Origin of the sequence: Rhizobium anhuiense bv. trifolii (assembly GCF_024346605.1) — a bacterium.
Lineage (GTDB): Bacteria > Pseudomonadota > Alphaproteobacteria > Rhizobiales > Rhizobiaceae > Rhizobium > Rhizobium anhuiense.
Genome location: NZ_CP098803.1, coordinates 4,475,319 through 4,498,612, shown reverse-complemented (window position 1 = coordinate 4,498,612; position 23,294 = coordinate 4,475,319). Strand labels below are relative to the sequence as shown.

Below are 23,294 nucleotides of genomic sequence, written 5' to 3'. Positions count from 1 at the left end.
GTTTCCCTTGATCAGTTTTCAGGCGCACGATAGTTGCTAAATTAGCAATATTCTAATATACGTGGAGCCGGCGTTTTAATATTTTCGCAGCGGCAAGCAACGTCCCTCAAATTGGCGGGCGTTTATTATCCTATTCAGCAGGGCGTTCGATTTCATGAAGTAGATTAGAGATTTATAGGGGGGAGGAATAATGGGAAAATGGGCATCTTCTCTACTGACGACTCCGCATGGAAGGCGTCGTCTTCGGTTTGCTATCTCGGGATTGCCACCGCTCTGCGCAGTGGTGCTCTTCGCAGGCGTCGCGTCTGCGCAGGCGCCGACTGAGGAGCAGCGCAATGCGATCAGGGCGGAATGCCGTTCCGATTTCATGGCGCAATGTTCCGGCGTCACGCCGGGCGGGATGGAGGCACTCACCTGCCTGCAACAGCATAGCGCCACACTTTCAGCCGGCTGTAAGAAAGCTGTGTCGGCGGTTAGCAAACCGAAGTCGACATCGGCGGAGCCGTCTCCGGCCGCGCCGGCAACCACCGGAGCGGTCACCCCGGCGCCTGCGACCGGCGCGCCGGCGCATCAGCCGACGCAGGCGCAGCGCAACGCCGTCAAATCAGCCTGCCAACGCGATTTTATGGCGCAATGTTCCGGCGTGATGCCGGGCGGCGCAGAGGCGCTCAGCTGCTTGCAGCAGCACAACGCCGCTCTGTCGGCACCGTGCCAGCAGGCCGTTGCGGCGCTCGGAGGGGCAGCCGGATCAACCCCGGCCACCGGCGGCGGCGCTGCGGCGGTCGCGACCACGCCTGCTCCTCAGGCCATGATGCCGGCCTTCTCGCCACGCGAGGAACTGATGATCCTGCGTGAAACCTGTGGATTGGACTTCCGGGCCTTGTGCCGGATGGTGCCGCTCGGCGGAGGGCGGGGTATCGCTTGCCTCCGGGACAATCTGCAACGCGTGTCGCCGGCCTGCCACAGAGTGTTGACTTCGGGATTATAGCCTGGTCAGACCCCGATCTGTGAAAGCGGTAATCCGAACAGCATCGCGCTTCAGCGTCATTCGGTGAGCGCAACGCGGTAAAGACCGGCAGGTGGCCGGTCTGGCACATGCACAGTTTGCGTCTGCACACTTCATCTCCGGCCGGAATCGGTTCGGCACCTGCATATCCGATGAAATCAATGACGGCACATATGAAAGGCATTGTCATGTCATCGACTTTCTGTTTCCCGCGATTGAAGCGGATGCTTGTTTATACCTCGCTCGCCGCCGGCCTGGCGCTGCCAACGAGCGCTTGGGCGGATGATGCAAAAGCCCTACTCAAGGCGATGTCCGATTTTCTGGCGGCGCAGAAGACGATATCCTTTACCTATCAATCGTCGCTCGAAGCCGTGACGCCCGAGTTCGAGAAGCTCCAGTTCGTCAGCTCCGGGACAGCCAACCTGACCCGTCCCGACAAGCTGCGTGTCACCAGAACCGGCGGTTTTGCCGATCTCGACGTCAGTTTCGACGGTTCGTCGCTGACGGTGCATGGCAAGAACCTCGACGCCTATGCCAAGATCGATGGCAAGGGTTCGCTCGACGAACTGATCAACAGGCTTATGACCGCGGGGGTCGAAGCGCCAGGCGCCGATCTCTTGTCCTCCGACGTCTATGATGTGCTGATGTCTGAGGTGACCGATGCCAAGCACATTTCCAGTGCTTTCGTGGATGGCGTCGAATGCGCATACCTGGCCTTCCGAACGCCTGAAATCGACTGGCAGATCTGGATACAGACCGGCTCGCAACCGATACCGCGCCGTTACGTCATCACCAGCAAGCACGTCGTCCAGGCGCCGCAATACACGCTTGAAATCAGCGATTTCAAAAGCGGCGCCGATGTCGCGGCCGTTTCCTACAGCATCGAAGTTCCGGCCAGTGCGAAGACGGTCGATCTCAGCGAGCTGCAATCGCTTGATGAGCTTCCGGCGCCTGCCGATATGGGAGAGGTGAAATGACCTATAACAAGCTGTTCTTCGCTCTCGGCCTCGCCGGCGTCGTGACATTCACCGACATTCGCATCGAGGTGCAGGGATTTCTGCCGTTGTCGATCGGCTTCGCCACGCCGGCGGGCGCCGTCATCGGCAGGCCGCTGACGCCGCTCTCTTATGCGGGCGTGGCCCGTCGGACGACGCGGCGGGTCGTCACACGCACGACGACGACCATCGCCGTGCTTCCGGCAGGCTGCCGCTATGGTCCCTATTACGGCGGCTACTATTATCGATGCGGCGCGTATTATTACGCCAAGAGCGGCAACGTTTATGTGCAGGTGATCGTCCAATAATGCTGCGGTCGTCTATCGGACGTTCGATATCTCCGCCTCCGTCACGCTCGCGGCCGTGTTTGCGGTCGCTCCGCGCCGTTTCAAATATTCCTCGAGGCGCTGCAGCAGGACGTAGAAGGACGGTACGAAGAGCACGGCAAGACAGGTCGAGGCGATCATGCCGCTGAAGACCGATATGCCGATCGACTTACGGGCCGATGCGCCGGCGCCCGTCGCCAGCACCAGCGGCAGGACGCCGAGGATAAAGGCGAAGGACGTCATCAGAATTGGCCGGAAACGCAGCCGCGCGGCCTCGACGGCCGCATCCAGGATTTCCATGCCTTCCGCCCGCTTTTCCCGCGCATATTCGACGATGAGGATGGCGTTCTTCGATGCAAGTGCGATCAGCAGGATAAGGCCGATCTGCGTATAGAGGTTGTTGGCAACACCCGCAGCGGTAAGTGCTGCTACCGTGCCCAGCAGAGCGAGCGGCACGGCGAGTATGACCGCCAGTGGCAAGATCCAGCTTTCATACTGACCGGCGAGCACGAAATAGACGAGCAGCATGGCGAGCGCGAAGATGAAATAGATCTGCCCGCCCACGGCCTTCTCCTGATAGGAGAGCGCCGTCCACTCGAAGCCCGTGCCCGGCGGCAACGTCTGGTCGGCAATCTGTTCCATGACGTCGAGCGACTGGCCGGAACTGAAGCCGGCGGCAGGCCCGCCGACGATGGTTGCTGTGGGGTAGAGATTGTAGAGGCTGATCAGGGAAGGACCTTGCGTCGTCGTGACATCGACGACCGTGCCGAGCGGCACCATCGTCCCGTCGCCGGCTTTGACCTTGAGATTGCGGATGTCTTCGGCGCTGACCCGGAAATCGGAAGCGGCTTGTGCATAGACCTGGAAGGTGCGGCCAAATTTGTTGAACTGGGTCACATAGCTCGATCCGACATAGCCGGAGAGAGCGGAAAAGACCTGGCCCACGGTAATTCCCAGCGTCTCCGCTTTGATGCGATCGACGGAAACAGCCAGCTGCGGCACGTTCGAGCGAAAAGGCGTGCTCAGCCTTTGCAGCGACGATTGGGCACTGCCGTTCCTGACGATCGTATCGGCAAGCGATTGCAGCAGCGGGTAGTCGGAAATGCCGTTCCTGATCTCGACCTGCATGGTAAAGCCGCTGGCATTGCCGACGCCCTGGATCGGAGGCGGCACGATCACCAGCGTCTTGGCCGTGAGCACGCCTTGCAGCGCGCCGTTCAGATGTTGGTAGATCGACAGCAAGTCCTGCCCCTTCTGCTTGCCGCGTTCATCCCAATCCTTCAGCACGACATAGGCGACGCCGGCATTCTGCAGGCTGGCATTGTTGTCGAGAACGGAGATGCCGCTGATGGTCAGCACCTGGTCGACGCCGGGTGTGGCTTCGGCGATCTTGCCGACCGCGTCCATGACAGCATCGGTGCGCTCCTTCGAGGCGCCGTCCGGCAATTGCGCATTGATCAGCACATAGCCTTGATCCTCGATGGGCAGGAATGCCGTCGGCAGGCGGGCAAGCCCCCAGGCGGCGACCGCGATCAGCACCAGTGCCGCGACCGCCATGATGCCGGCGTGACGCGTCATCGATCCGATCAGCCCGGCATAGCCGCGCTCGCCTTTGTCGTAGACCTTGTTGAAGCCGCGATAAAGGATGTTGCGTTTCTCGGGCGGGGCCGGCGGACGCAGCCAGAGGGCGCATTGCGTCGGTTTCAGCGTGACGGCATTGATCGCGCTGATCAGCGCCGTCGCGGCAATCACGAGGGCGAACTGCCTGTAGAGCTGTCCGGTCAGGCCGGGCAGGAAGGCGGCTGGAATGAAAACGGCCATCAGCACCAGCGTGATGCCGATGACCGGACCGAGCAGTTCCTCCATCGCTTTCTCGGCGGCCTTTCGGCCGGACATGCCCGCCTCGATGTGCCGGGCGACACCTTCGACGATGACGATGGCATCGTCGACGACGATACCGATGGCGAGAACGATGGCAAAGAGCGTCGACAGGTTGACGGTGAAGCCCAATGCCGCCATGGCCGCGAAGGCGCCGATGATGGTGACCGGAACGGTGGTCGCCGGCACGAGCATCGCCCGCCAGTCCTGCAGGAAGACGAGAATGACGATGAGAACGAGAACGCCGGCCTCGATCAAGGTGACGTAAACCTCGTCGATGGAGGCCTCGACGAATTTCGTCGTGTCGAACGGTACATGATATTCGAGGCCCGGCGGAAAGCTCTTCGAGAGCTCTTCCATTTTCGCCCGCACGGCCTGTGCAACCGAGATCGCATTGGCTTCCGGCAGTTGGAAAATGCCGATGCCAGCCGCCGGCCTGCCGTTCTGCATGAAGGACTGGCTGTAGGTCTGGGCGCCGAGTTCGACGCGGCCGATATCGCGGATCCGGGTCACACGGCCGCCCTGTCCGCTTTCCACTTTGACGACGATATTCTCGTAGTCGGCCGCCTCGTTCAGCCGGCCATTGACGTTCAGCGTATATTGGAAGACCTGCCCCTTCGGCACCGGCGGAATGCCGATCTGGCCGGCGGCGACCTCCTGGCTCTGCTGCTGCACGACGCTGACGACATCCTGCGGGGTCAGGCCGCGCGCCTGCAGCAGGTTCGGATCCATCCAGATGCGCATGGCATATTGACCGGCGCCGAACACGGTGACGTTGCCGACACCTGGCAGGCGGGCGAGTTCATTCTGCAAGTTGATGACGGCGTAGTTCGACAGGAACAGGCTGTCATAACGGCTGTCTGGTGAGGTCAGGCTGACGAAACCGAGGATCGCCGTCGACTTCTTCTGCGTCGTCACGCCCTGAAGCTGTACCGCTTCGGGAAGCGACGACATCGCTATGGCAACGCGGTTTTGTACCAGGACCTGAGCCTGGTCGGGATCCGTGCCGATGGCAAAGGTCACGGTCAGCGAGTAAGTGCCGTCGCTGGCGCTGGTTGACTGCATGTAGAGCATGTCCTGCACGCCGTTGACCTGCTGCTCGATCGGCAGCGCCACGGTGTCGACCAGGGTCTGGGCGCTGGCGCCGGGAAAGCGCGTCGTCACTTGCACCGTCGGCGGAACGACATTCGGATATTGCGCCACGGGCAGTTGGATGAGGGCCACCGCGCCGATGAGCACGAAGACCAACGCCAGGACGTTGGCGAGTACCGGTCGCTCGATGAAGAAGCGCGAGATCATGCTGCTGTCCTCAGACGTTCAGATGAACCATGATGGCGAATTCATTGCGTGGTGGTCTTGGCCTTGGCATCGCCGGCGGCAGTTGCCGGCGGGTTCATTTCCATCTTCTCGGGCGTGACCTTACTGCCGGGAATGGCCTGCTGGATACCTTGGGTCACCACCCAGTCGGCTGCATCGAGGCCTGACTCGATGACGCGGAGCGAACCTTCACGCTGGCCGGTCTTGACCTGCTTCTGCTCGATGACATCGTCCTTGCCGAGAACGAGCAGATAGCTGCCCAGCTGGTTCGTGCCGATCGCATCGTCGCGCACCAGCAGGGCCTTGTCGTTATGGCCGACCGGCACGCGGACCCGGACGAAGAGACCAGGCAACATGGCTCGGTCCTTGTTGTCGAACACGGCGCGCACCTGAAGCGTGCCTGTGGAGGCATCGAGCTGCGGCGATACGTAATCGAGATGGCCCTTGTGCGGATAACCTTCTTCCGTCTGCAGGCCGATTTCCGCCGGTATGGTTGGAAGGTCCGTCTGCTTGAAGGTGTGCCCCTGCTTTGCCAGGGTTTCCTTGATCATCAACACCTGGGTTTCGCTGACGTTGAAATAGGCATAGAGCGGATCCAGCTGCACAATGCTGGCGAGTTTGGTGGGACCGGATACGCCGACCAGCGCGCCGATATCGACGAGGTGGTCGGTGACGGTGCCGTCGAAGGGGGCAAGCACTTCCGTGTATCCCAAGTTGATCGTCGCGAGCTCGAGATTGGCCTGGGCATTGAGGATGGACGCATTCGCCTCGTCGAGTGTCGCCTTGGCGCTGTCGACTGCGGTCTGCGTGGTGACCTGTTGCTTCGACAAATTGAGCTGCCGGTCGTATTCCTGCTGCGCGCCGACCTGAGACGCCTGTTGCGAGGCGAGTGATGCCTTCGCCTGATCCAGTTGCGCCTGATAGGTGTCGCGCTCGATGCCGAAGAGCTTGGTGCCCTTCGTTACCGTCATGCCGTCCTGATAGTCGATGGATTGGATGTAGCCTTGGACGCGCGCCTCGATATCGACGGAATTGAGCGGCGCCGTGTTGCCGGTGAGCTCGAAATAGAGAGTGACCGGTTGCTGGACCGGCTGGGCGACGCGAACTGGAGGTGGTGGAGGAGCAACATAGGTGTTGCCGCTTTCCTCGCAGCCAGCAAGAATTGCCATGCCGGCGAGCGCCACAGACAGGCACAGACCCTGATACAATCTCACACGCATTGCCGCCGCCCCGATGTTGAAGAGCCCCAGTCTTGATGCGTGCCTCGGCGGAGACGACCCCTCTCCGAAAAGTTCCGGGCATGCGATATTATGTCGCGGCATTGCTAAAAATTGCAATAGCTGCTGGTGCACAATTGAACTGTGGTTGGAGTCATCTCTTGAGAGACGTCAAAACGACTACGGTTTCCCGAGCCGTTCGATGGCGGATTGCAGAGGGGCATCCGAAACACGGATCAGCCCGACATACGGATTGGCCATATCCGAAACCAGAAAGATCGCGCCGGCGACGGACAGGGCGCAGACAAGCAGAATGGACAGCACCGTCGGATTGGCCGGCGCCTGCAGCCCAAAGGTCGCAAAAAGCAGCCCGAGCCAACAGACGAGAACGGCAAGGAAGGCCCAGGGTAAACCCTCCTTACCGGATTCGACCAGCAGCCAATGGGTCTCGGCCAGCATGCCGCTCACCTCAAGAGCGCGCGCCTGCAGAGAGCGCTGCACGGCATCCTTCGGCAGCAGGGATCGAAGGTCGCCCTGAACCGCTTCGATATCCTGATATTCTCCCAGCGCCTTGGCGGATGGTTCGTCGGTCGTCTCCGTCGTCCAGCCGCGGCTCAGCCGTTTCTCGATGAGTTCACGCAGCAATTGACGCGCCTTGTCGGTTTCCGGCCCGTATTGCGCCATGACGCGGTCAAGCAGGAGCACCCGCGCCGCCGCCGTTCTCATCTCCACTTCGGCGTTGTCATAGCTCGACTTGGCGGATGCGATAAGAAGGCCGAGTGCCAGGGCCGACAGCGTTCCGACCACCGCCGTCGCCAGCCTGATGACATCCTTGGATTCCGCATTGAGATGATGATCCGGCAAGCGGGCGCGCACTATCAATCCTATCGATGTCGCCGTCGACAGAAAGATAAATACAAGCCCGCCAAGCAACAGTGAGCTCAAGTCCGGCCTCCGTATCGTTCACGATCCTGCAGCCACTATGATTGCCAAAATATGCAAAGCTCTCATTATCATAGCGGAAGACGGTCAAAGCTTGGAACTCTTTACTTTCCTGATCTTGCGGCCGGGCGTCATTGCTGGAAAATCAGCAGCACATAGGCCAGGAAAAGCACCAGATGGACGGCACCTTGCATGAGATGGGTGCGGCCGCTGGCAAAGGTGATGATGCTGACGGCAAGAGTGAGCAGGAGCATCACAAGATCTCCATGCTCGAGGCCGAGTGTCACGGGGTGTCCGTAAAGCTGACTGACAACAAGCATCGCCGGCACCGTCAGCCCGATCGTCGACAGCACTGAACCAAGGAAGATGTTGACGGAGCGCTGCAGATTATTGGCGATGGACGCACGCACGGCGCTGATGGCCTCGGGCGTGGCGACGAGGACGGCCATGACAACACCGCCAAATGCGGTTGGAGCGTGCAAGGTTTCGATAATGTAATCGATCGGCCGGGCAAGCTGTTCGACCAGAAAGACGACAGGACCCATGTAGGCGAAAAGCAGGATGGCATGAGGCCATACCGGCCCATGGTGAGGAGCACGTTCGCGGGGAGGTTCGTGACGGTTGCTGTCGTCGCTGAAATAGTCCCGATGGCGGCCGGCCTGAAGAAACAGAAACGTGGCGTAAAGGCCGACCGATATGATGCCAAGTATCAATTGCCGCGCCGCCGATGGATGTTGTCCGTCCGGGCCCGCAAGAAATGTCGGCATCACCAGGCTCAGGGTCGCCAGCGGTACGATGACTCCGAGATAGGCATTGGCGCCCTGCAGGTTATGCTGCTGTTCCGGTCGCCGCCATGCACCCAGCAGCAAGGACAGGCCGACCATGCCGTTGAGGATGATCATAACGACTGCAAACAGAGTATCGCGCGCAAGCGTGGGATTGTTTTCGCCGTGAAGCATGACGGCCGAAATTGCCATCACCTCGATCGAGGTGATGGCAAGCGTCAGAATGAGCGTGCCGTAAGGCTCCTTCAGCCGCTCCGCCAAGTGATCCGCGTGCCGCACCACCGACAGAGCGGAACCGAGGACGGCAGCAAACAGCCAGACAAAAACGACAGTGAACCAAAGCGGATCGGAAAGCTGTCCGAAGAGCTGCTCCTGGAAAACAAGAAACGCCAGGCTGGTCGCGACGCTGACGCCCAGGAACCATTCCTTGCGTAGCAGGCTGTTTGCGCCGACGGCGCGCAATGCCGGACCGTGCGTCATTGAAGCCACCCGTCTTCTGGCAAATGTCGCCGCAATGCGATCCCTAAGACCATTGTGTCCGTCCGCTGTCTCGTGCCCATCACATGGGCAGGCGGAGACGAGGCTGCCTCAAGGCGAACCGAACCTCAAGCCAGATCGTGTGTCATTGACTAAAACTTGCAGATCTCTCTCGTCTGATCACCCACTGCCGGTGGCTCACGCCGCGTCTTCCGTTATTCGCGGCCGGTCGCCGGGATTGCCGCGCCGGTGACGACGGCTGCGGCCGGCGAAATCAGGAAGGCGATGAGGCGGGCGATCGATTGCGGCGAGACCCAGCCGTCCGTCTTCGCATCGGGCATGGCCGCGCGGTTCTCAGGCGTGTCGATCGTCCCTGGCAGGATGCAATTGGCGGTGACGCGGTCGTCGCGGCATTCGGCAGCGATCGCTTCGGTGAGCCGGATGACGGCGGCTTTCGAGGCGGCGTACGCGGCCTGCCTGGCGCCGGCCTTCAGGCCGGGTGCGGCGGCAACATGAACGATGCGGCCGTAGCCGGATGCCTTCATGGTCGGGAGAACCGCGGCGCTGATCGTCAGCGCAGTGCGGGCGTTTGCAGTCATCATTGTCTCCCATTGGGCGGGAGCATCCGGCCCGACCGGCCCCATCTGGAAGCCGCCGACGGTGTTGACCAATGCGCTAACGCCGCCGAAACGCTTGACGGCCCGCGCAACAGCGGCGGCGCAGGAGGCATAGTCGGTGAGATCCGTTCCGGCGATCGATAGAAACTCGGTGGAGGCGGGGAGAGTGGCGGCCAAGGCTTCCAGCTCGTCGCTCGAACGGTTCATGCAAACGAGTTTTGCGCCGGCGCCGGCAAGCTCACGGACAACGGCGCTGCCGAGGTTGCCGCCGGCGCCGGTGACGATCACGGCTTTCTGGTCGTTCATGATAGTCGATCTCCTGACGGTGCAGCTGCTGGACGATGCCGCGCATTGTTGATCCAGGCTGCGCGCCAGTGCAAGCCCGCCGCAAGGGTTATGTCGAGAAGTCTTGCGGAACTGCCGGCGAGTTGCCGCGGGCAGCTTCGTCTATCATCGCCCGATGGTCGTGCCGGCCGGCTGTCAGTGATATTTCGCCCGTTCGCGGCCGAGGATGACAGGCGCGTCGAGGCTTGAGATGGGACGGGTGACATCGCCCGGGATGTCGCCGGTGAGCTGGAGATCGAGATAGCGGGCGCAGCATACTCGCAGGAAGGACGTGAAGTTTCCGAGATCATGTCCGGCATCGATCGATTCATGGTGCAGCCGGGTGATCAACTGAACGACATTCATGCCGTCGCGCCGCGCGATTTCCTCCAGCTTCGACCAGAAGAAGTTTTCCAGCCTGACGCTGGTGACCATGCCGTCGATGCGCAGCGACCGGGTGGTGCTTTCCCAGAGCCGTGCATCCGCCTTGATGAAGAGTTCACACATGTCGTCCTCCCGTGCCGCCTTTTTAGGCGGCGTTGGTTTCCAACAGGGCTGCGGCATCCAGCACAGCCATGAACTGGCGTAGCCATGAGGGATGCGCCGGCCAGGCCGGCGCCGTAACCAGATTGCCGTCCGAGACCGCATCGCTGATGGCGATGTCGGCATAGATGCCGCCGGCAAGTTCGACTTCCGGCCGGCAGGCGGGATAGGCTGAGCAGGTGCGGCCCTTCAGCACGCCGGCAGCGGCAAGCAGCTGCGCGCCATGGCAGATGGCGGCGACGGGTTTTCCGGCGTCGAAGAAATGGCGGACGGATTTGATGACGTCGGCATTGAGGCGCAGATATTCAGGTGCGCGGCCGCCGGGGATGACCAGCGCATCGTAATCTTCGGCCCGCACGCTGTCGAAAGTGGCGTTCAGCGCAAAATTGTGGCCGCGTTTTTCGGAATAGGTCTGGTCGCCCTCGAAATCGTGGATGGCGGTAGCGACGGTCTCACCGGCCTTTTTGCCGGGGCAGACGGCGTCGACCGTATAGCCGCAGGCAAGCAGCGTCTGGAACGGCACCATCGTTTCGTAATCTTCGGTGAAATCACCCGTAATCATCAGGATCTTTGAGGCTGGCATCGTTTCCTCCCTTTGAAACCAACAGGCGGAGAGTAGCAAAGCGCGAGAGGCAGAGGGTACTATGGGAATACTACAGGCGAAATTCCCTGGAACAGGATGATTTTAGGTCCGGTTGGCCCACAATCTGAATCCCGTTCTAAATTAGCTAGTTAGAGGATGATGTCGCCCGAAAGCCGCTTACACTTTTCGGCATCATGCTCTAGACGGACCTTACCGTCACATCCGGGATGGCGCAGGCCTCGCCGCCGCCGAGGAGGCGGGAGCGGGTGAGGAAGCGCTTCTCGCGGCCGTTGTCGAGCGAGAACATGCCGCCGCGGCCGGGCACGACGTCGATGATCAGCTGCGTATGCTTCCAAGCCTCGAACTGGCTGGCGCTGATATAGACCGGCACGCCGCCGATCTCGCCAAGCTTGACGTCGCTGTCACCGATCATGAAGTCATCGGCGGGATAACACATCGGCGAGGAACCGTCACAGCAGCCGCCGGACTGGTGGAAGAGGATATCGGGATGATCCCGCCTGATCTCGCCGATCAGAGCGAGTGCCGCGTCGGTTGCAAGAACACGCGGTTCGCCGTTGACGGTCGTTTCCATTGTTCTTCCTCCGAAGTTTCGGGAGGGGTTTGAGACCCTCCCGCCATGTTGCATCTCAGAAGAAGCCAAGGGCCTTCGGGCTGTAGCTCACCAGCATGTTCTTGGTCTGCTGGTAGTGGTCGAGCATCATCTTGTGGGTTTCGCGGCCGATCCCCGATTGCTTGTAGCCGCCGAAGGCGGCATGGGCCGGGTAAGCGTGGTAGCAATTGGTCCAGACGCGGCCGGCCTGGATCTCGCGACCGAAACGGTAGCAGCGATTGGCGTCGCGGCTCCAGACACCGGCGCCGAGGCCGTAGAGCGTGTCGTTGGCGATTTCGAGCGCCTCCTTCTCGTTTTTGAAGGTCGTGACCGAAACCACCGGTCCGAAGATCTCCTCTTGGAACACGCGCATCTTGTTGTTGCCTTTGAAGATCGTCGGCTTGACGTAATAGCCGTTCGCCAGTTCGCCGCCGAGATCGTTGCGCGAGCCGCCGGTCAAAAGCTCCGCACCTTCCTGCTTGCCGATATCGAGATAGGCGAGGATCTTTTCCAGTTGCTCCGACGAAGCCTGGGCGCCGATCATCGTGGCGCTGTCGAGCGGGTTGCCCTGCTTGATCGCCTCGACGCGTTTGACGGCCTTTTCCATGAAGCGGTCGTAGATCGATTCCTGGACGAGGGCGCGGCTCGGGCAAGTGCAGACTTCGCCCTGGTTGAGGGCAAACATCGCAAAGCCTTCGAGCGCCTTGTCGAGGAAGTCGTCGTCATCAGCCATCACATCGGCGAAAAAGATGTTCGGCGATTTGCCGCCGAGCTCCAGCGTCACCGGAATGAGGTTCTGGCTGGCATATTGCATGATCAGCCGGCCAGTCGTCGTCTCGCCGGTGAAGGCGATCTTGGCGATGCGAGGGCTGGTCGCCAGCGGCTTGCCGGCTTCGAGGCCGAAGCCATTGACGATGTTGAGCACGCCGGGCGGCAGGAGATCGCCGACGAGTTCGGCCCAGAGCAGGATCGAGGCGGGCGTCTGCTCGGCGGGCTTCAGGACGACGCAGTTGCCGGCGGCAAGCGCCGGAGCAAGTTTCCATGTGGCCATCAGGATCGGGAAATTCCAGGGAATGATCTGGCCGACGACGCCGAGCGGTTCGTGGAAGTGATAGGCGATCGTATCATGGTCGATCTCGCCGATCGAACCTTCCTGGGCGCGGATGCAGGAAGCGAAATAGCGGAAGTGGTCGATCGCCAGCGGAATGTCGGCCGCCATGGTTTCGCGGATCGGCTTGCCATTGTCCCAGGTCTCGGCTTGGGCAAGCAGTTCCAGCTTGTCTTCCATGCGTTGGGCAATCTTCATGAGGATATTGGAGCGCTCGGCGGCGGAGGTGCGGGCCCATTTTTCCTTGGCCGCATGGGCAGCGTCGAGCGCAAGATTGATGTCTTTTTCATTTGAGCGGGGAATGTCGCAGAGCTTGCCGCCGGTGACGGGCGTGACGTTTTCGAAGTATTTGCCTTCGACCGGCTCGCGCCATTCGCCGCCGATATAATTGCCGTATTTCAGTTTGAACGGCGACTCGACGATTTTCTGATGAAGCATGTCATCCTCCCTTGATGATCCAGGTTCCCAAGCGAACCAGTGGGAGGAAAATGAATATGTTTTGGCGCAGGGACTAGGGTGGGTCTTCCATACCGCAGTGCACAGTGTCGCAGAGCTGCGACAGCATCGGGTCGCGAGTGCCGCAGCGGCGGAACCCTTGAGGCTGATCAGTGGAGATCGAGCTTCTTCATCTTCCTGTGCAGCGTAGCGCGGCTGATGCCGAGCGCGGTCGCCGCCCGTGAGACGTTGCCGCCGGCGCGCGACAGCGCCCGAAGCAGCGCTGCCTTCTCCGCCTCGATGATCTCATCCTGCTGCGAGACGCCAGCCTCATGCAGGGCATCGGCGGCCGGAATGCCGGCGGCGATGCGTCTGTCGTCCAGCTGCAACGCGATGCGGGCGGCGCGTGTCGCGCCGAGCACCAGATCGTGCCTGTCGACGGCAAGCAGAGCGGCGGCGGAATTGGCGCCGGCCGGGACCATGAGGAAACGGGCGCCTGTAAAGGCCGAACGGAAGAGGTTGAGCTCGATGCGCATCGCCGCATCGCGCACGGTTTGCGTCAGGATCGCCAGCGTCATCTCGTTGACGTCTTCGCGGCAGGTGGAGATATCAAGCGCCGCGGCTAGCCGGCCACGATGATCGCGGATCGGCGCCGTCGTGCAGCTGAGGCTGGTGTTCGAGCAGAAAAAATGCTGATCGCGGAATATGGCGACGGCACGCTCGTCGGCAAGTGCGGTGCCGATGCCGTTGGTGCCGATGCTCGCCTCTGTCCAGATCGAGCCGGTCCAGAGGCCGAGTTCGCGGAATTCCTTGTCGTCGCCGGCAGCTCCCCGGCGCTCCAGCGCGATGCCGTTCTTGTCGGTCAGAAGCAGGCAGCAGCCGGCTTTGCCGACGGTGGTAAAGAGACGATCGAGCTCTCCCGTCGCGCTGGCGATCAGCTGTTCGGATTGCTCGCGTGCATTGCGGAATTCCTGATCGGTAAGGCGCAGCGGTGCCCGTTCGTCCTCGGGCGCGAGCTGGTGCATGGTCATGCATCGACGCCATGAGGCGACGACCGGAGAACTGGCTGCGGCGGAATCGCGCTGGGCAGACGTGTAGACGTGCTCGGCGTGCGCTGAGTGTTCGTGCATCGGCTCCTCCCACCGAAGTTCAGCATAGTCTGATGGAAAAGCGGCCGGTTTGCAATTGCAAGTGTCGACGGCCATCCTCCCCTTCGCCCCGGCAATCAGGGCACAATGCTGGAAAGCGTCAGCGATCTTTGCACGGCATCATCCGTCATTTCATTGATCTAGATCCGGTTCGAGATCATCGGCATCGACCGCAACAGCCAGGCCTCGATGCCGCGCGCTGCCGCCCGGCCGGTCGCCAGGCAGGCGGTGAGAAGATAACCGCCTGTCGGCGCTTCCCAGTCGAGCATTTCGCCGGCGACGAAGGTGCCCGGCAGCGCCTTCAACATGTAGCCTTCGTCGATGCCGCTCCAACAGATGCCGCCGGCCGAGGAGATCGCTTCGGCGATCGGGCGGGTTTCGATCACCGGCACCGGCAGGGCCTTGATCAGGCCGGCCAGGCGTTCGGGATCGGTCCGGTCGCGTTCGGGCGCGAGTTCGCGCAGGAGCGCGGCCTTGACGCCGTCGAGGCCGGCGCTCTTGCGCAGGCGGTTTGAAAAGCTGGATTTGGCGTCCTGCCGCGCAAGGTCGCGGCGCAGCCTTTCGATGGTGCGGCCGGGTGCGAGGTCGAGCGTCAGGACGGCGCTGCCATGGTTCAGCAGTTGGTCGCGGAGGCTGGCGGTATGGGCATAGATCAGGCTGCCCTCGATGCCGCTTCCGGTGATGACGAATTCGCCGGGAAAGGTGCCGGCCTCGGAGGTTGCGGTGACCGATTTCACCGGCTCGCCGGCGAAACGCTCGCCGAAGTTTTTGCTCCAGTCGACGACGAAGCCGCAATTGGCGGGTTTGAAAGCCTCGATCTCAACGCCCCTTGCCGATAACAAGGGTAGCCAGCTTGCATCGGAGCCGAGGCGCGGCCAGCTTGCGCCACCGAGCGCCAGCAGGGCTGCGTCACAACGGATGATGCTGCGCCCTTCGGGCGTTTCGAAGACATAGCCGTCTTCAGCAAAACCGATCCAGCGATGGCGCGTGCGCAGCGTGACGCCCTGTGCTTCCAGCCGCCTGAGCCAGGCGCGCAGCAAAGGCGAGGCCTTCATCACCTTCGGGAAAACCCGGCCGGATGAGCCGACGAAGGTCTCGGTCCCGAGGCCTGCGGCCCAATCCCTGATATCATCTGGGGTAAAGGCATCAAGGGCGGCGCGTAGATGGACGGAGGCGGGACCGAAACGCGTGGCGAAACGGGCATAATCCTCGGAATGGGTGATGTTGAGACCGGATTTGCCGGCCAGCAGGAACTTGCGGGCGAAGGTCGGCATGGCGTCGTAGACCGTCACCGCATGACCGGAACGGGAAAGCAGTTCGGCAGCCGCGAGACCCGCCGGGCCGCCGCCGATGATGGCAATCCGCTTCTGGTTCATAGAGGTCTTCGCCCGATTCTGTCTGCATTGAGTTTTGGCGCGGGCGCGGATCGCCTGCAAGGGCTGAGATCAGTGGTGCGGATGCGTGCACTGGCCGTGGTCGGCGAGAACCTCGATGACGCGGCATTGATCGACGCGGCCGTGGCCGCAGCCTTCCACCATGGTTTCCAGCTCGGCCTTCAGCGCCTTCAGGCTGCGGATGCGCTGCTCGACCTCGATGAGGCGGGCCTTGGCGATGGCGTCGGCCGAGGCGCAGGACTGGTGCGGATCATCTTGCAGGGTGAGCAGCGTGCGGATCGCCTCGATCTCGAAGCCGAGTTCGCGGGCGTGGCGGATGAAGGCGAGGCGGCTGACATCGGCCGGTTCGAAGGAGCGCTGGTTGCCCTCGCTGCGGCTCGGGGCGGCGAGCAGGCCAATGCTTTCATAATAGCGCACTGTCGGCACCTTGACGCCGCTTTGGCGCGCGGCTTCGCCGATCGTGATCTTTTTCATGATTTTCCTCTTGCACCTCTAGTCGCTAGAGGATGTAGGAGAGATGCTTCTATTTGACAAGGAAGCGGATCATGGCTGAGAGCGAGACACGATACCGGGTCGGCGGCATGGATTGCGCCGCCTGCGCAACCAAGATCGATACCGCGGTCAGACGCGTGGCGGGTGTCGCCGATGTTTCCGTTTCGGTGATGGCGGGCACGATGACCGTCCGGCATGACGGCAGCAGCGATCTCAAGGCGATCGAGAAGAAGGTGACAGGGCTCGGCTATTCCGTCGCGCCGCTTGCCGGAAGCGCGGCACCCGCGCAGGAAAACGGTGCGCAGCATCGTCACGACCATCAGCATGACCATGGTGATCACGCGGGCCATGACCATGACCATGACGGCCATGATCATGTAAGTCATGACCACTCGCACGATCATGGCGCGAAGGAAATCGAGGGCCTGCACGGGCACGACCATGCGCCGATGGCCGGTCCCTGGTGGCAGAGCCGGAAGGGCCGGCTGACCATCCTTTCGGGTGTCGCACTCGTTGCCGCCTATGCCGTCGGCCATCTGGTGCCGGCGATTGGTTCTTACGCCTTCATCGTCGCCGTGCTGGTCGGCCTGGTGCCGATTGCGCGGCGCGCCGTCATGGCCGCTTTCTCGGGAACACCGTTTTCGATCGAGATGCTGATGACGATCGCCGCCGTTGGCGCCGTCATCATCAATGCCGGCGAGGAGGCGGCAACCGTCGTGTTGCTGTTCCTCGTCGGCGAGCTGCTGGAAGGGGTGGCGGCGGGCAAGGCGCGCCAAAGCATCCAGTCGCTGGCGGCCCTGGTGCCGAAGAATGCGCTGCTCGAAGACAATGGCCAGACGCGGGAAGTGCCGGCGGAAAGCCTTGCCGTCGGCGCCATCATCATGGTGCGTCCGGGGGACCGGATCTCGGCGGACGGCATCATTGTTTCCGGCGAGAGTGCGATCGACGAGGCGCCGGTGACGGGTGAGAGCACGCCGGTGCGCAAGGGTGTCGATGCCGTTGTTTTTGCCGGCACGGTGAATGGCGATGTGCTGCTCCGGGTTCGCGTCACGGCGGCGGCGGCCGACAATACCATCGCCCGAGTCGTCAAGCTGGTGGAGGAGGCGCAGGAATCGAAGGCGCCGACCGAGCGTTTCATCGACCGCTTCTCGCGCTATTACACGCCCGGCGTGGTCGTGGTCGCAGCATTGGTTGCCATCGTTCCGCCGCTGCTGTTCGGCGGGTCGTGGGGCGAATGGATCTATAAGGGTCTCGCCATCCTGCTGATCGGCTGCCCCTGCGCGCTTGTCATCTCGACGCCGGCGGCAATCGCCGCTGCGCTTTCGGCGGGGGCGCGGCGCGGGCTGCTGATGAAGGGCGGCGCGGTGCTGGAAACGCTCGGCAAGGTGACGATGGTCGCCTTCGACAAGACAGGCACGCTGACCGAGGGCAGGCCACAGGTGACCGACATCATTTCCTTCGGATTGAAGGAGGCGCAGGTGTTGTCGCGCGCGGCGGTGCTGGAGCAGGGATCCAGCCATCCCTTGGCCCTGGCTATCCTCAACCGCGCCAAGGCGGACGGCGTTCCCGTGCCGCCAGCCTTTGAGCTGGAAGCGCTGCCGGGCAAGGGTGTCAGCGGCAAGGTCGGCGGCGAGACGCTGGACCTGTTGTCGCCGCCGGCTGCCCGTGCGCTCGGGGCGCTCAGCGCGGAGCAGGATGCATGCATCACGGCGCTCAACGACGAGGGCAAGAGCGTATCGGTGCTGCTTGTCAACGGTATCGCGGCCGGCCTGATCGCCATGCGCGACGAGCCGCGCGAGGATGCCGAGGCCGGGCTCGCTAGCCTCAAATCGGCAGGCGTCAAGGCGATGATGCTGACGGGCGACAACAAGCGGACGGCGGCAGCCGTGGCCGGCATGCTCGGCATCGACTGGCTCGGGGAGATGATGCCTGAGGACAAGCAGCGTGTCGTCGGCGAATTGAAGCGCCAGGGCTTGATCGTCGCCAAGGTCGGCGACGGCATCAACGATGCTCCGGCGCTGGCGGCTGCCGATATCGGCATCGCCATGGGCGGCGGCACCGATGTGGCACTGGAGACCGCGGATGCCGCCGTGCTGCACGGACGCGTCGGCGACGTGGCGCGGATGATCGAACTTTCCAAACGCACGATGGGCAACATCCTGCAGAACATCAGCATCGCGCTGGGGCTGAAGGCGGTGTTCCTGGTGACGACGATCATGGGCATTACCGGGCTCTGGCCGGCGATCCTCGCCGATACCGGCGCCACCGTGCTGGTGACGATCAACGCGCTGCGGCTGCTTCGGATAAAGATATAAGCATTCCCCGACTTCATCCTCCGGCGCCCGTCACCGGCGGGATGTCCCATCGACGATTCGGGCCTGATCTCGAACCGAAATCTTTGGACCGGTCATAGGTCGGCTCCCCTCGTGGGGCTTCTCCACAGCCTGCTGTCTTTAAGCTTTGGTTATCCATGTTCTTCACAGGAATGTAGCGATTTCAAACCTGTCGTAACGCAATGCACAAACCATCCGTTGACGCGAATTTGGATTGGCGTACTATATCTAGTGTTCGAGGTTCCTTCGATTCGTCAGGAATCGCGGGCTAAGACGGGAATACGGTGCGTTTCGCCATGACGGCGCAACAACGCCGGAGCTGCCCCCGCAACTGTGAGCGGAGAGCAACTGTCCGATTTCAGGTCACTGAGGCATGAGGCCTTGGGAAGGCTGGGGCAGGGTGCTTTGACCCGTGAGCCAGGAGACCTGCCTCGAACAAAACGTCCACGGGCGGGGTGTCCGGAAGGTCGCGTTTGCATGGCTGCGGGGATCTCCGCATCGCGTTTCGCAGGCCCGAACCTCCGCCCCTGAAACCTTCGCATTGAGCCACTTCGGGGTGAAGTCATGTCAGTATCTCAATTCAGGCCGCCACCCGCGCAATATAAAGGGCACGTCGCGCCCGGCGGCTGAACGAGCCGCATCGCTGCAAAATACAGAGCCTTTTCGACGGATATCGAGAGATTTCCGATCGATGTCCTGCGTCCCAATCGCGTCGTCACGAGGAATACTATGACCATTACCGTCTACAGCAAGCCTGCCTGCGTCCAGTGCACTGCCACCTACCGCGCCCTCGACCGTCTGGGTGTCGATTATGACATCGTCGATATCTCGCAGGATGCCGAAGCGCTCGATCGGGTCCGCAGCCTCGGCTACATGCAGGCGCCTGTCGTCATCGCCGGCGAGCAGCACTGGGCGGGCTTCCGCCCCGACATGATCAGCGCGCTCTCCTGAGTGAGGACAAGCGGTGGGGTTGATCGTCTATTATTCCAGCCGATCCGAAAATACCCATCGGTTCGTCGCCAAGCTCGGACTGCGCGCGGCGCGCATTCCGACCGGTGGCGTTGACGCGTTCCATATCCGCGAACCCTTCGTGCTTGTTGTGCCGACCTATAGCGGCGACGGCGGCAAGGGCGCCGTTCCCAAGCAGGTGATCCGTTTCTTGAACGATGCGGAAAACCGAGGACACATCCGCGGCGTGATTGCCGCGGGCAACAGCAATTTCGGCGAGACATACGGGCTCGCCGGCGACGTGGTCTCGCGGAAATGCCAGGTGCCTTACCTTTACAGGTTCGAGCTCATGGGTACGGAAGACGACGTCGCCAAGGTCAAACACGGGATGGAACGATTTTGGACACGGGAACAACTCTGACGCGGGATGCGGGCGCAAAACCGCATAACACTTTTGCTCATCCCGCTGGCGAACGCCCTTTGAAAGCGGCCGAAACGCTCGACTATCACGCGCTGAACGCCATGCTGAACCTCTATGACGAGGATGGGCGGATCCAGCTCGACAAGGATCGTTTGGCGGCGAAGCAGTATTTCCTGCAGCATGTGAACCAGAACACGGTGTTCTTTCACAATCTGCGGGAAAAGCTCGATTACCTCGTGACCGAGGGCTATTACGAGCAGGAGGTTCTCGACCAGTATTCCTTCAATTTCGTGCGCGACCTGTTTGACCAGGCCTATGCCAGGAAATTCCGTTTCCCGACCTTCCTCGGCGCCTTCAAATATTACACCAGCTATACGCTGAAGACCTTCGACGGAAAGCGCTATCTCGAGCGCTACGAGGACCGCATCTGCATGGTGGCGCTGGCCTTGGCACGCGGCGATGAGGGCCTTGCCCGCGACATGGTGGACGAGATCATTTCCGGCCGTTTCCAGCCGGCGACGCCGACCTTCCTCAATGCCGGCAAGAAGCAGCGCGGCGAGCTGGTTTCCTGCTTCCTGCTGCGCGTCGAGGACAATATGGAATCGATCGGCCGGTCGATCAATTCGGCGCTGCAATTGTCGAAGCGCGGCGGCGGCGTGGCGCTGTCGCTGACCAATATCCGCGAGGCCGGCGCGCCGATCAAGCAGATCGAGAACCAGTCGTCGGGCATCATCCCGGTGATGAAGCTGCTCGAAGACAGCTTCTCCTATGCCAACCAGCTCGGGGCGCGGCAGGGCGCGGGTGCGGTCTATCTCAACGCCCATCACCCCGATATCATGCGCTTCCTCGATACCAAGCGTGAAAATGCCGACGAGAAAATCCGCATCAAGACGCTGTCGCTCGGCGTCGTCGTGCCCGACATCACCTTCGAGCTCGCCAAGAACAACGAGGACATGTACCTGTTCTCGCCCTATGACGTGGAACGCGTCTATGGCGCGCCTTTCACCGAGATTTCGGTGACGGAAAAGTACCGCGAGATGGTGGCGGATGCCCGCATTTCAAAGAAGAAGATCAAGGCGCGCGAATTCTTCCAGGTGCTTGCCGAAATCCAGTTCGAGAGCGGCTACCCCTATATCATGTTCGAGGACACGGTGAATCGGGCGAACCCGATCGCCGGGCGCATCTCGATGAGCAATCTCTGCTCGGAGATCCTGCAGGTGAGCGAGGCGAGCGACTATAATGACGACCTCTCCTACAAATATCTTGGCAAGGATATTTCCTGCAATCTCGGCTCGCTGAACATCGCCGCGGCCATGGATTCGGCCGATTTCGGCAAGACGATCGAGACGTCGATCCGGGCGCTGACGGCCGTTTCCGACATGAGCCACATTTCCTCGGTTCCCTCGATCGAGAAGGGCAATGACGAGAGCCATGCGATCGGCCTTGGCCAGATGAACCTGCACGGCTATCTCGCCCGCGAACGCATCTTCTATGGCTCGGAGGAAGGCGTCGATTTCACCAACATCTATTTCTATACGGTCACCTATCACGCGATCCGCGCCTCGAACCTCTTGGCGGTCGAACGCGGCACGAGCTTCAAGGGCTTCGAGAATTCGAAATATGCTTCCGGCGACTATTTCGACAAATATACCGACCAGCTCTGGGAGCCGGCGACGGAGAAGGTCATGGCGCTGTTCGAGACGGCGGGCATCCATATTCCGACAAGGGAAGACTGGGCCGCGCTGAAGAAGGCGGTCATGGCCTCCGGCCTCTATAACCAGAACCTGCAGGCGGTGCCGCCGACAGGCTCGATCTCCTACATCAACCACTCGACCTCCTCGATCCACCCGATCGTCTCGAAGATCGAAATTCGCAAGGAAGGCAAGATCGGCCGCGTCTATTATCCGGCACCGTTCATGACCAACGACAATCTCGATTATTATCAGGATGCCTACGAGATCGGACCGGAGAAGATCATCGACACCTATGCGGCGGCGACCCAGCATGTCGACCAGGGGCTGTCGCTGACCTTGTTCTTTCGCGACACGGCGACGACGCGCGATATCAACAGGGCGCAGATCCATGCCTGGAAGAAGGGCATCAAGACGATCTACTACATCCGCCTTCGCCAAATGGCGCTGTCCGGCACTGAGGTGCAGGGCTGTGTGTCTTGTACGCTGTGAGTTGATTTCGGCCGCGAGCCTTTAAGCAAATGGCCCCCTCATCCGCCTGCCGGCACCTTCTCCCCGATGGGGAGAAGACATTTGCGGCAGGCGCGACATCCCCTCTCCCCTGGGGGAGAGGGCAGGGTGAGGGGGCTCCGAGCGCCATCAGATCTATTGAGGACATAATCACCATGAACATCGCCGTAAAGCCGATCAGCCGCGTGCGCGCCGTCAACTGGAACCGTATCGAGGACGATAAGGATCTCGAAGTCTGGAACCGGCTCACCGGCAATTTCTGGCTGCCGGAAAAGGTGCCGCTTTCGAACGACATTCCTTCCTGGGCGACGCTGACGCCGGTCGAGCAACAACTGACCATCCGCGTCTTCACCGGGTTGACGCTGCTCGACACGATCCAGAATGGCGTCGGTTCCATAAGGCTGATGGAAGATGCGGCAACGCCGCATGAGGAGGCGGTGCTTTCCAACGTCTCCTTCATGGAGGCTGTGCATGCGCGCTCCTATTCCTCGATCTTCTCGACGCTGTGCTCGACGCCCGATGTCGACGATGCCTATCGCTGGTCGGAGGAGAATGAATTCCTGCAGCGGAAATCGGCGCTGATCATGGAGCAGTACGGCTCCGGCGATCCGCTGAAGAAGAAGGTCGCGAGCGTCTTCCTCGAAAGCTTCCTGTTCTATTCCGGCTTCTACCTGCCGATGTACTGGTCGAGCCGCGCCAAGCTCACCAACACGGCCGACATGATCCGCCTGATCATCCGCGACGAGGCGGTGCACGGCTATTATATCGGCTACAAGTTCCAGCGCGGGCTGGAGCGGCTCGGTGATGAGAGAAGGCAGGAGATCAAGGATTTCGCCTTCGAGCTGCTGCTCGAACTCTACGATAACGAGGCCAGATATACCGAAGCGCTCTATGACGGCGTCGGGCTGACCGAGGACGTCAAGAAGTTCCTGCACTACAATGCCAACAAGGCGCTGATGAACCTCGGCTATGAGGCGCTTTTCCCGGCTGATGCCTGCAAGGTCAACGCGGCGATCCTGTCGGCACTTTCGCCGAATGCCGACGAGAACCACGACTTCTTCTCCGGCTCCGGCTCCTCCTATGTCATCGGCAAGGCAGTGGCGACCGAGGACGAGGACTGGGATTTCTGAGGTTTGATCGCCGTCTCCCCCTTATCATTTGCTTCCCTATCGCCCACATTCAGCTGAAACTAAA

At 61.5% G+C, this 23,294-nt stretch carries 20 protein-coding genes and 1 riboswitch; of the genes, 8 read left to right on the top strand and 12 right to left on the bottom strand.

What is annotated here, in order from left to right:
* Positions 1-190: 190 nt before the first annotated feature.
* From NE851_RS30655 to NE851_RS30645, 3 genes are all read left to right on the top strand, one after another.
* A complete protein-coding gene (locus NE851_RS30655) occupies positions 191-988 on the top strand; it encodes a hypothetical protein (protein ID WP_127431900.1) in 798 nt (265 codons plus the stop codon).
* A gap of 206 nt (positions 989-1,194) precedes the next feature.
* On the top strand, positions 1,195-1,983 hold the full coding sequence (locus NE851_RS30650; RefSeq protein ID WP_127431901.1) for a DUF2092 domain-containing protein: 789 nt from the start codon (positions 1,195-1,197) through the stop codon (positions 1,981-1,983).
* A complete protein-coding gene (locus tag NE851_RS30645) occupies positions 1,980-2,309 on the top strand; it encodes a hypothetical protein (RefSeq protein WP_028755600.1) in 330 nt (109 codons plus the stop codon). Before NE851_RS30650 ends, NE851_RS30645 begins: the two co-directional genes overlap by 4 nt.
* A gap of 12 nt (positions 2,310-2,321) precedes the next feature.
* On the opposite strand, the gene NE851_RS30640 is transcribed toward NE851_RS30645, so the two are convergent.
* From NE851_RS30640 to NE851_RS30585, 12 genes are all read right to left on the bottom strand, one after another.
* Positions 2,322-5,504 (bottom strand): efflux RND transporter permease subunit, encoded by a 3,183-nt coding sequence (locus NE851_RS30640; RefSeq protein ID WP_254959565.1) that lies wholly within the window; start codon positions 5,502-5,504, stop codon positions 2,322-2,324.
* A gap of 41 nt (positions 5,505-5,545) precedes the next feature.
* A complete protein-coding gene (locus NE851_RS30635; RefSeq protein ID WP_254959564.1) occupies positions 5,546-6,742 on the bottom strand; it encodes an efflux RND transporter periplasmic adaptor subunit in 1,197 nt (398 codons plus the stop codon).
* A 177-nt stretch (positions 6,743-6,919) separates the two neighbouring features.
* Positions 6,920-7,684: a bestrophin-like domain gene (locus tag NE851_RS30630; RefSeq protein WP_127431904.1), complete on the bottom strand. Its 765-nt coding sequence runs from the start codon at positions 7,682-7,684 to the stop codon at positions 6,920-6,922.
* Between the two features lie 128 nt (positions 7,685-7,812).
* Entirely contained in the window at positions 7,813-8,946 is a 1,134-nt protein-coding gene (locus NE851_RS30625; protein WP_127431905.1) for a calcium:cation antiporter, read from the bottom strand.
* Between the two features lie 212 nt (positions 8,947-9,158).
* Positions 9,159-9,866 carry an SDR family NAD(P)-dependent oxidoreductase gene (locus tag NE851_RS30620; RefSeq protein ID WP_047620003.1) on the bottom strand — a complete coding sequence of 236 codons (708 nt, stop codon included), beginning with the start codon at positions 9,864-9,866 and terminating at the stop codon, positions 9,159-9,161.
* 174 nt (positions 9,867-10,040) lie between these two features.
* Positions 10,041-10,391 carry a ribbon-helix-helix domain-containing protein gene (locus NE851_RS30615; protein WP_028755606.1) on the bottom strand — a complete coding sequence of 117 codons (351 nt, stop codon included), beginning with the start codon at positions 10,389-10,391 and terminating at the stop codon, positions 10,041-10,043.
* A 22-nt stretch (positions 10,392-10,413) separates the two neighbouring features.
* Positions 10,414-11,010, bottom strand: coding sequence for a DJ-1/PfpI family protein (locus tag NE851_RS30610; RefSeq protein ID WP_028759016.1), 597 nt, complete (start codon positions 11,008-11,010; stop codon positions 10,414-10,416).
* 199 nt (positions 11,011-11,209) lie between these two features.
* On the bottom strand, positions 11,210-11,602 hold the full coding sequence (locus tag NE851_RS30605) for a DUF779 domain-containing protein (RefSeq protein ID WP_028759017.1): 393 nt from the start codon (positions 11,600-11,602) through the stop codon (positions 11,210-11,212).
* A gap of 55 nt (positions 11,603-11,657) precedes the next feature.
* Entirely contained in the window at positions 11,658-13,166 is a 1,509-nt protein-coding gene (gene adh, locus NE851_RS30600) for an aldehyde dehydrogenase (RefSeq protein ID WP_127431906.1), read from the bottom strand.
* Positions 13,167-13,333: 167 nt separating this feature from the next.
* Complete coding sequence (locus tag NE851_RS30595; protein WP_028755610.1) at positions 13,334-14,293, bottom strand: helix-turn-helix domain-containing protein; 960 nt, start codon at positions 14,291-14,293, stop codon at positions 13,334-13,336.
* 158 nt (positions 14,294-14,451) lie between these two features.
* Entirely contained in the window at positions 14,452-15,687 is a 1,236-nt protein-coding gene (locus tag NE851_RS30590; RefSeq protein ID WP_097545368.1) for a TIGR03862 family flavoprotein, read from the bottom strand.
* Positions 15,688-15,756: 69 nt separating this feature from the next.
* Positions 15,757-16,179: a MerR family transcriptional regulator gene (locus NE851_RS30585; protein WP_028755612.1), complete on the bottom strand. Its 423-nt coding sequence runs from the start codon at positions 16,177-16,179 to the stop codon at positions 15,757-15,759.
* Positions 16,180-16,250: 71 nt separating this feature from the next.
* Between NE851_RS30585 and NE851_RS30580 the strand changes: the two genes are divergently transcribed.
* The 5 genes from NE851_RS30580 (at position 16,251) to nrdF (ending at position 23,230) form a co-directional block, all read left to right on the top strand.
* A complete protein-coding gene (locus tag NE851_RS30580; protein ID WP_127431907.1) occupies positions 16,251-18,512 on the top strand; it encodes a heavy metal translocating P-type ATPase in 2,262 nt (753 codons plus the stop codon).
* Positions 18,513-18,751: 239 nt separating this feature from the next.
* A riboswitch (cobalamin riboswitch) is annotated at positions 18,752-18,978 on the top strand.
* Between the two features lie 281 nt (positions 18,979-19,259).
* On the top strand, positions 19,260-19,481 hold the full coding sequence (gene nrdH / locus NE851_RS30575) for a glutaredoxin-like protein NrdH (protein ID WP_018243700.1): 222 nt from the start codon (positions 19,260-19,262) through the stop codon (positions 19,479-19,481).
* Positions 19,482-19,494: 13 nt separating this feature from the next.
* Entirely contained in the window at positions 19,495-19,899 is a 405-nt protein-coding gene (nrdI, locus tag NE851_RS30570; protein WP_127431908.1) for a class Ib ribonucleoside-diphosphate reductase assembly flavoprotein NrdI, read from the top strand.
* Positions 19,878-22,082, top strand: coding sequence for a class 1b ribonucleoside-diphosphate reductase subunit alpha (nrdE, locus tag NE851_RS30565; protein WP_254959563.1), 2,205 nt, complete (start codon positions 19,878-19,880; stop codon positions 22,080-22,082). The genes nrdI and nrdE overlap by 22 nt, the downstream gene beginning before the upstream one ends.
* Before the next feature lie 173 nt (positions 22,083-22,255).
* Positions 22,256-23,230, top strand: coding sequence for a class 1b ribonucleoside-diphosphate reductase subunit beta (gene nrdF / locus NE851_RS30560; RefSeq protein WP_183906226.1), 975 nt, complete (start codon positions 22,256-22,258; stop codon positions 23,228-23,230).
* The last annotated feature ends 64 nt before the right edge of the window (positions 23,231-23,294 follow it).

What these genes read in the sequence shown, in the direction of transcription:
- NE851_RS30585 (WP_028755612.1), bottom strand. Translation starts at nt 16,179, where the DNA reads ATGAAAAAGATCACGATCGGCGAAGCCGCGCGCCAAAGCGGCGTCAAG.
- adh (WP_127431906.1), bottom strand. Translation starts at nt 13,166, where the DNA reads ATGCTTCATCAGAAAATCGTCGAGTCGCCGTTCAAACTGAAATACGGC.
- nrdF (WP_183906226.1), top strand. Translation starts at nt 22,256, where the DNA reads ATGAACATCGCCGTAAAGCCGATCAGCCGCGTGCGCGCCGTCAACTGG.
- NE851_RS30605 (WP_028759017.1), bottom strand. Translation starts at nt 11,602, where the DNA reads ATGGAAACGACCGTCAACGGCGAACCGCGTGTTCTTGCAACCGACGCG.
- NE851_RS30580 (WP_127431907.1), top strand. Translation starts at nt 16,251, where the DNA reads ATGGCTGAGAGCGAGACACGATACCGGGTCGGCGGCATGGATTGCGCC.
- NE851_RS30625 (WP_127431905.1), bottom strand. Translation starts at nt 8,946, where the DNA reads ATGACGCACGGTCCGGCATTGCGCGCCGTCGGCGCAAACAGCCTGCTA.
- NE851_RS30650 (WP_127431901.1), top strand. Translation starts at nt 1,195, where the DNA reads ATGTCATCGACTTTCTGTTTCCCGCGATTGAAGCGGATGCTTGTTTAT.
- NE851_RS30610 (WP_028759016.1), bottom strand. Translation starts at nt 11,010, where the DNA reads ATGCCAGCCTCAAAGATCCTGATGATTACGGGTGATTTCACCGAAGAT.
- NE851_RS30590 (WP_097545368.1), bottom strand. Translation starts at nt 15,687, where the DNA reads ATGAACCAGAAGCGGATTGCCATCATCGGCGGCGGCCCGGCGGGTCTC.
- NE851_RS30640 (WP_254959565.1), bottom strand. Translation starts at nt 5,504, where the DNA reads ATGATCTCGCGCTTCTTCATCGAGCGACCGGTACTCGCCAACGTCCTG.
- NE851_RS30620 (WP_047620003.1), bottom strand. Translation starts at nt 9,866, where the DNA reads ATGAACGACCAGAAAGCCGTGATCGTCACCGGCGCCGGCGGCAACCTC.
- nrdH (WP_018243700.1), top strand. Translation starts at nt 19,260, where the DNA reads ATGACCATTACCGTCTACAGCAAGCCTGCCTGCGTCCAGTGCACTGCC.
- NE851_RS30655 (WP_127431900.1), top strand. Translation starts at nt 191, where the DNA reads ATGGGAAAATGGGCATCTTCTCTACTGACGACTCCGCATGGAAGGCGT.
- NE851_RS30635 (WP_254959564.1), bottom strand. Translation starts at nt 6,742, where the DNA reads ATGCGTGTGAGATTGTATCAGGGTCTGTGCCTGTCTGTGGCGCTCGCC.
- NE851_RS30645 (WP_028755600.1), top strand. Translation starts at nt 1,980, where the DNA reads ATGACCTATAACAAGCTGTTCTTCGCTCTCGGCCTCGCCGGCGTCGTG.
- NE851_RS30595 (WP_028755610.1), bottom strand. Translation starts at nt 14,293, where the DNA reads ATGCACGAACACTCAGCGCACGCCGAGCACGTCTACACGTCTGCCCAG.
- NE851_RS30615 (WP_028755606.1), bottom strand. Translation starts at nt 10,391, where the DNA reads ATGTGTGAACTCTTCATCAAGGCGGATGCACGGCTCTGGGAAAGCACC.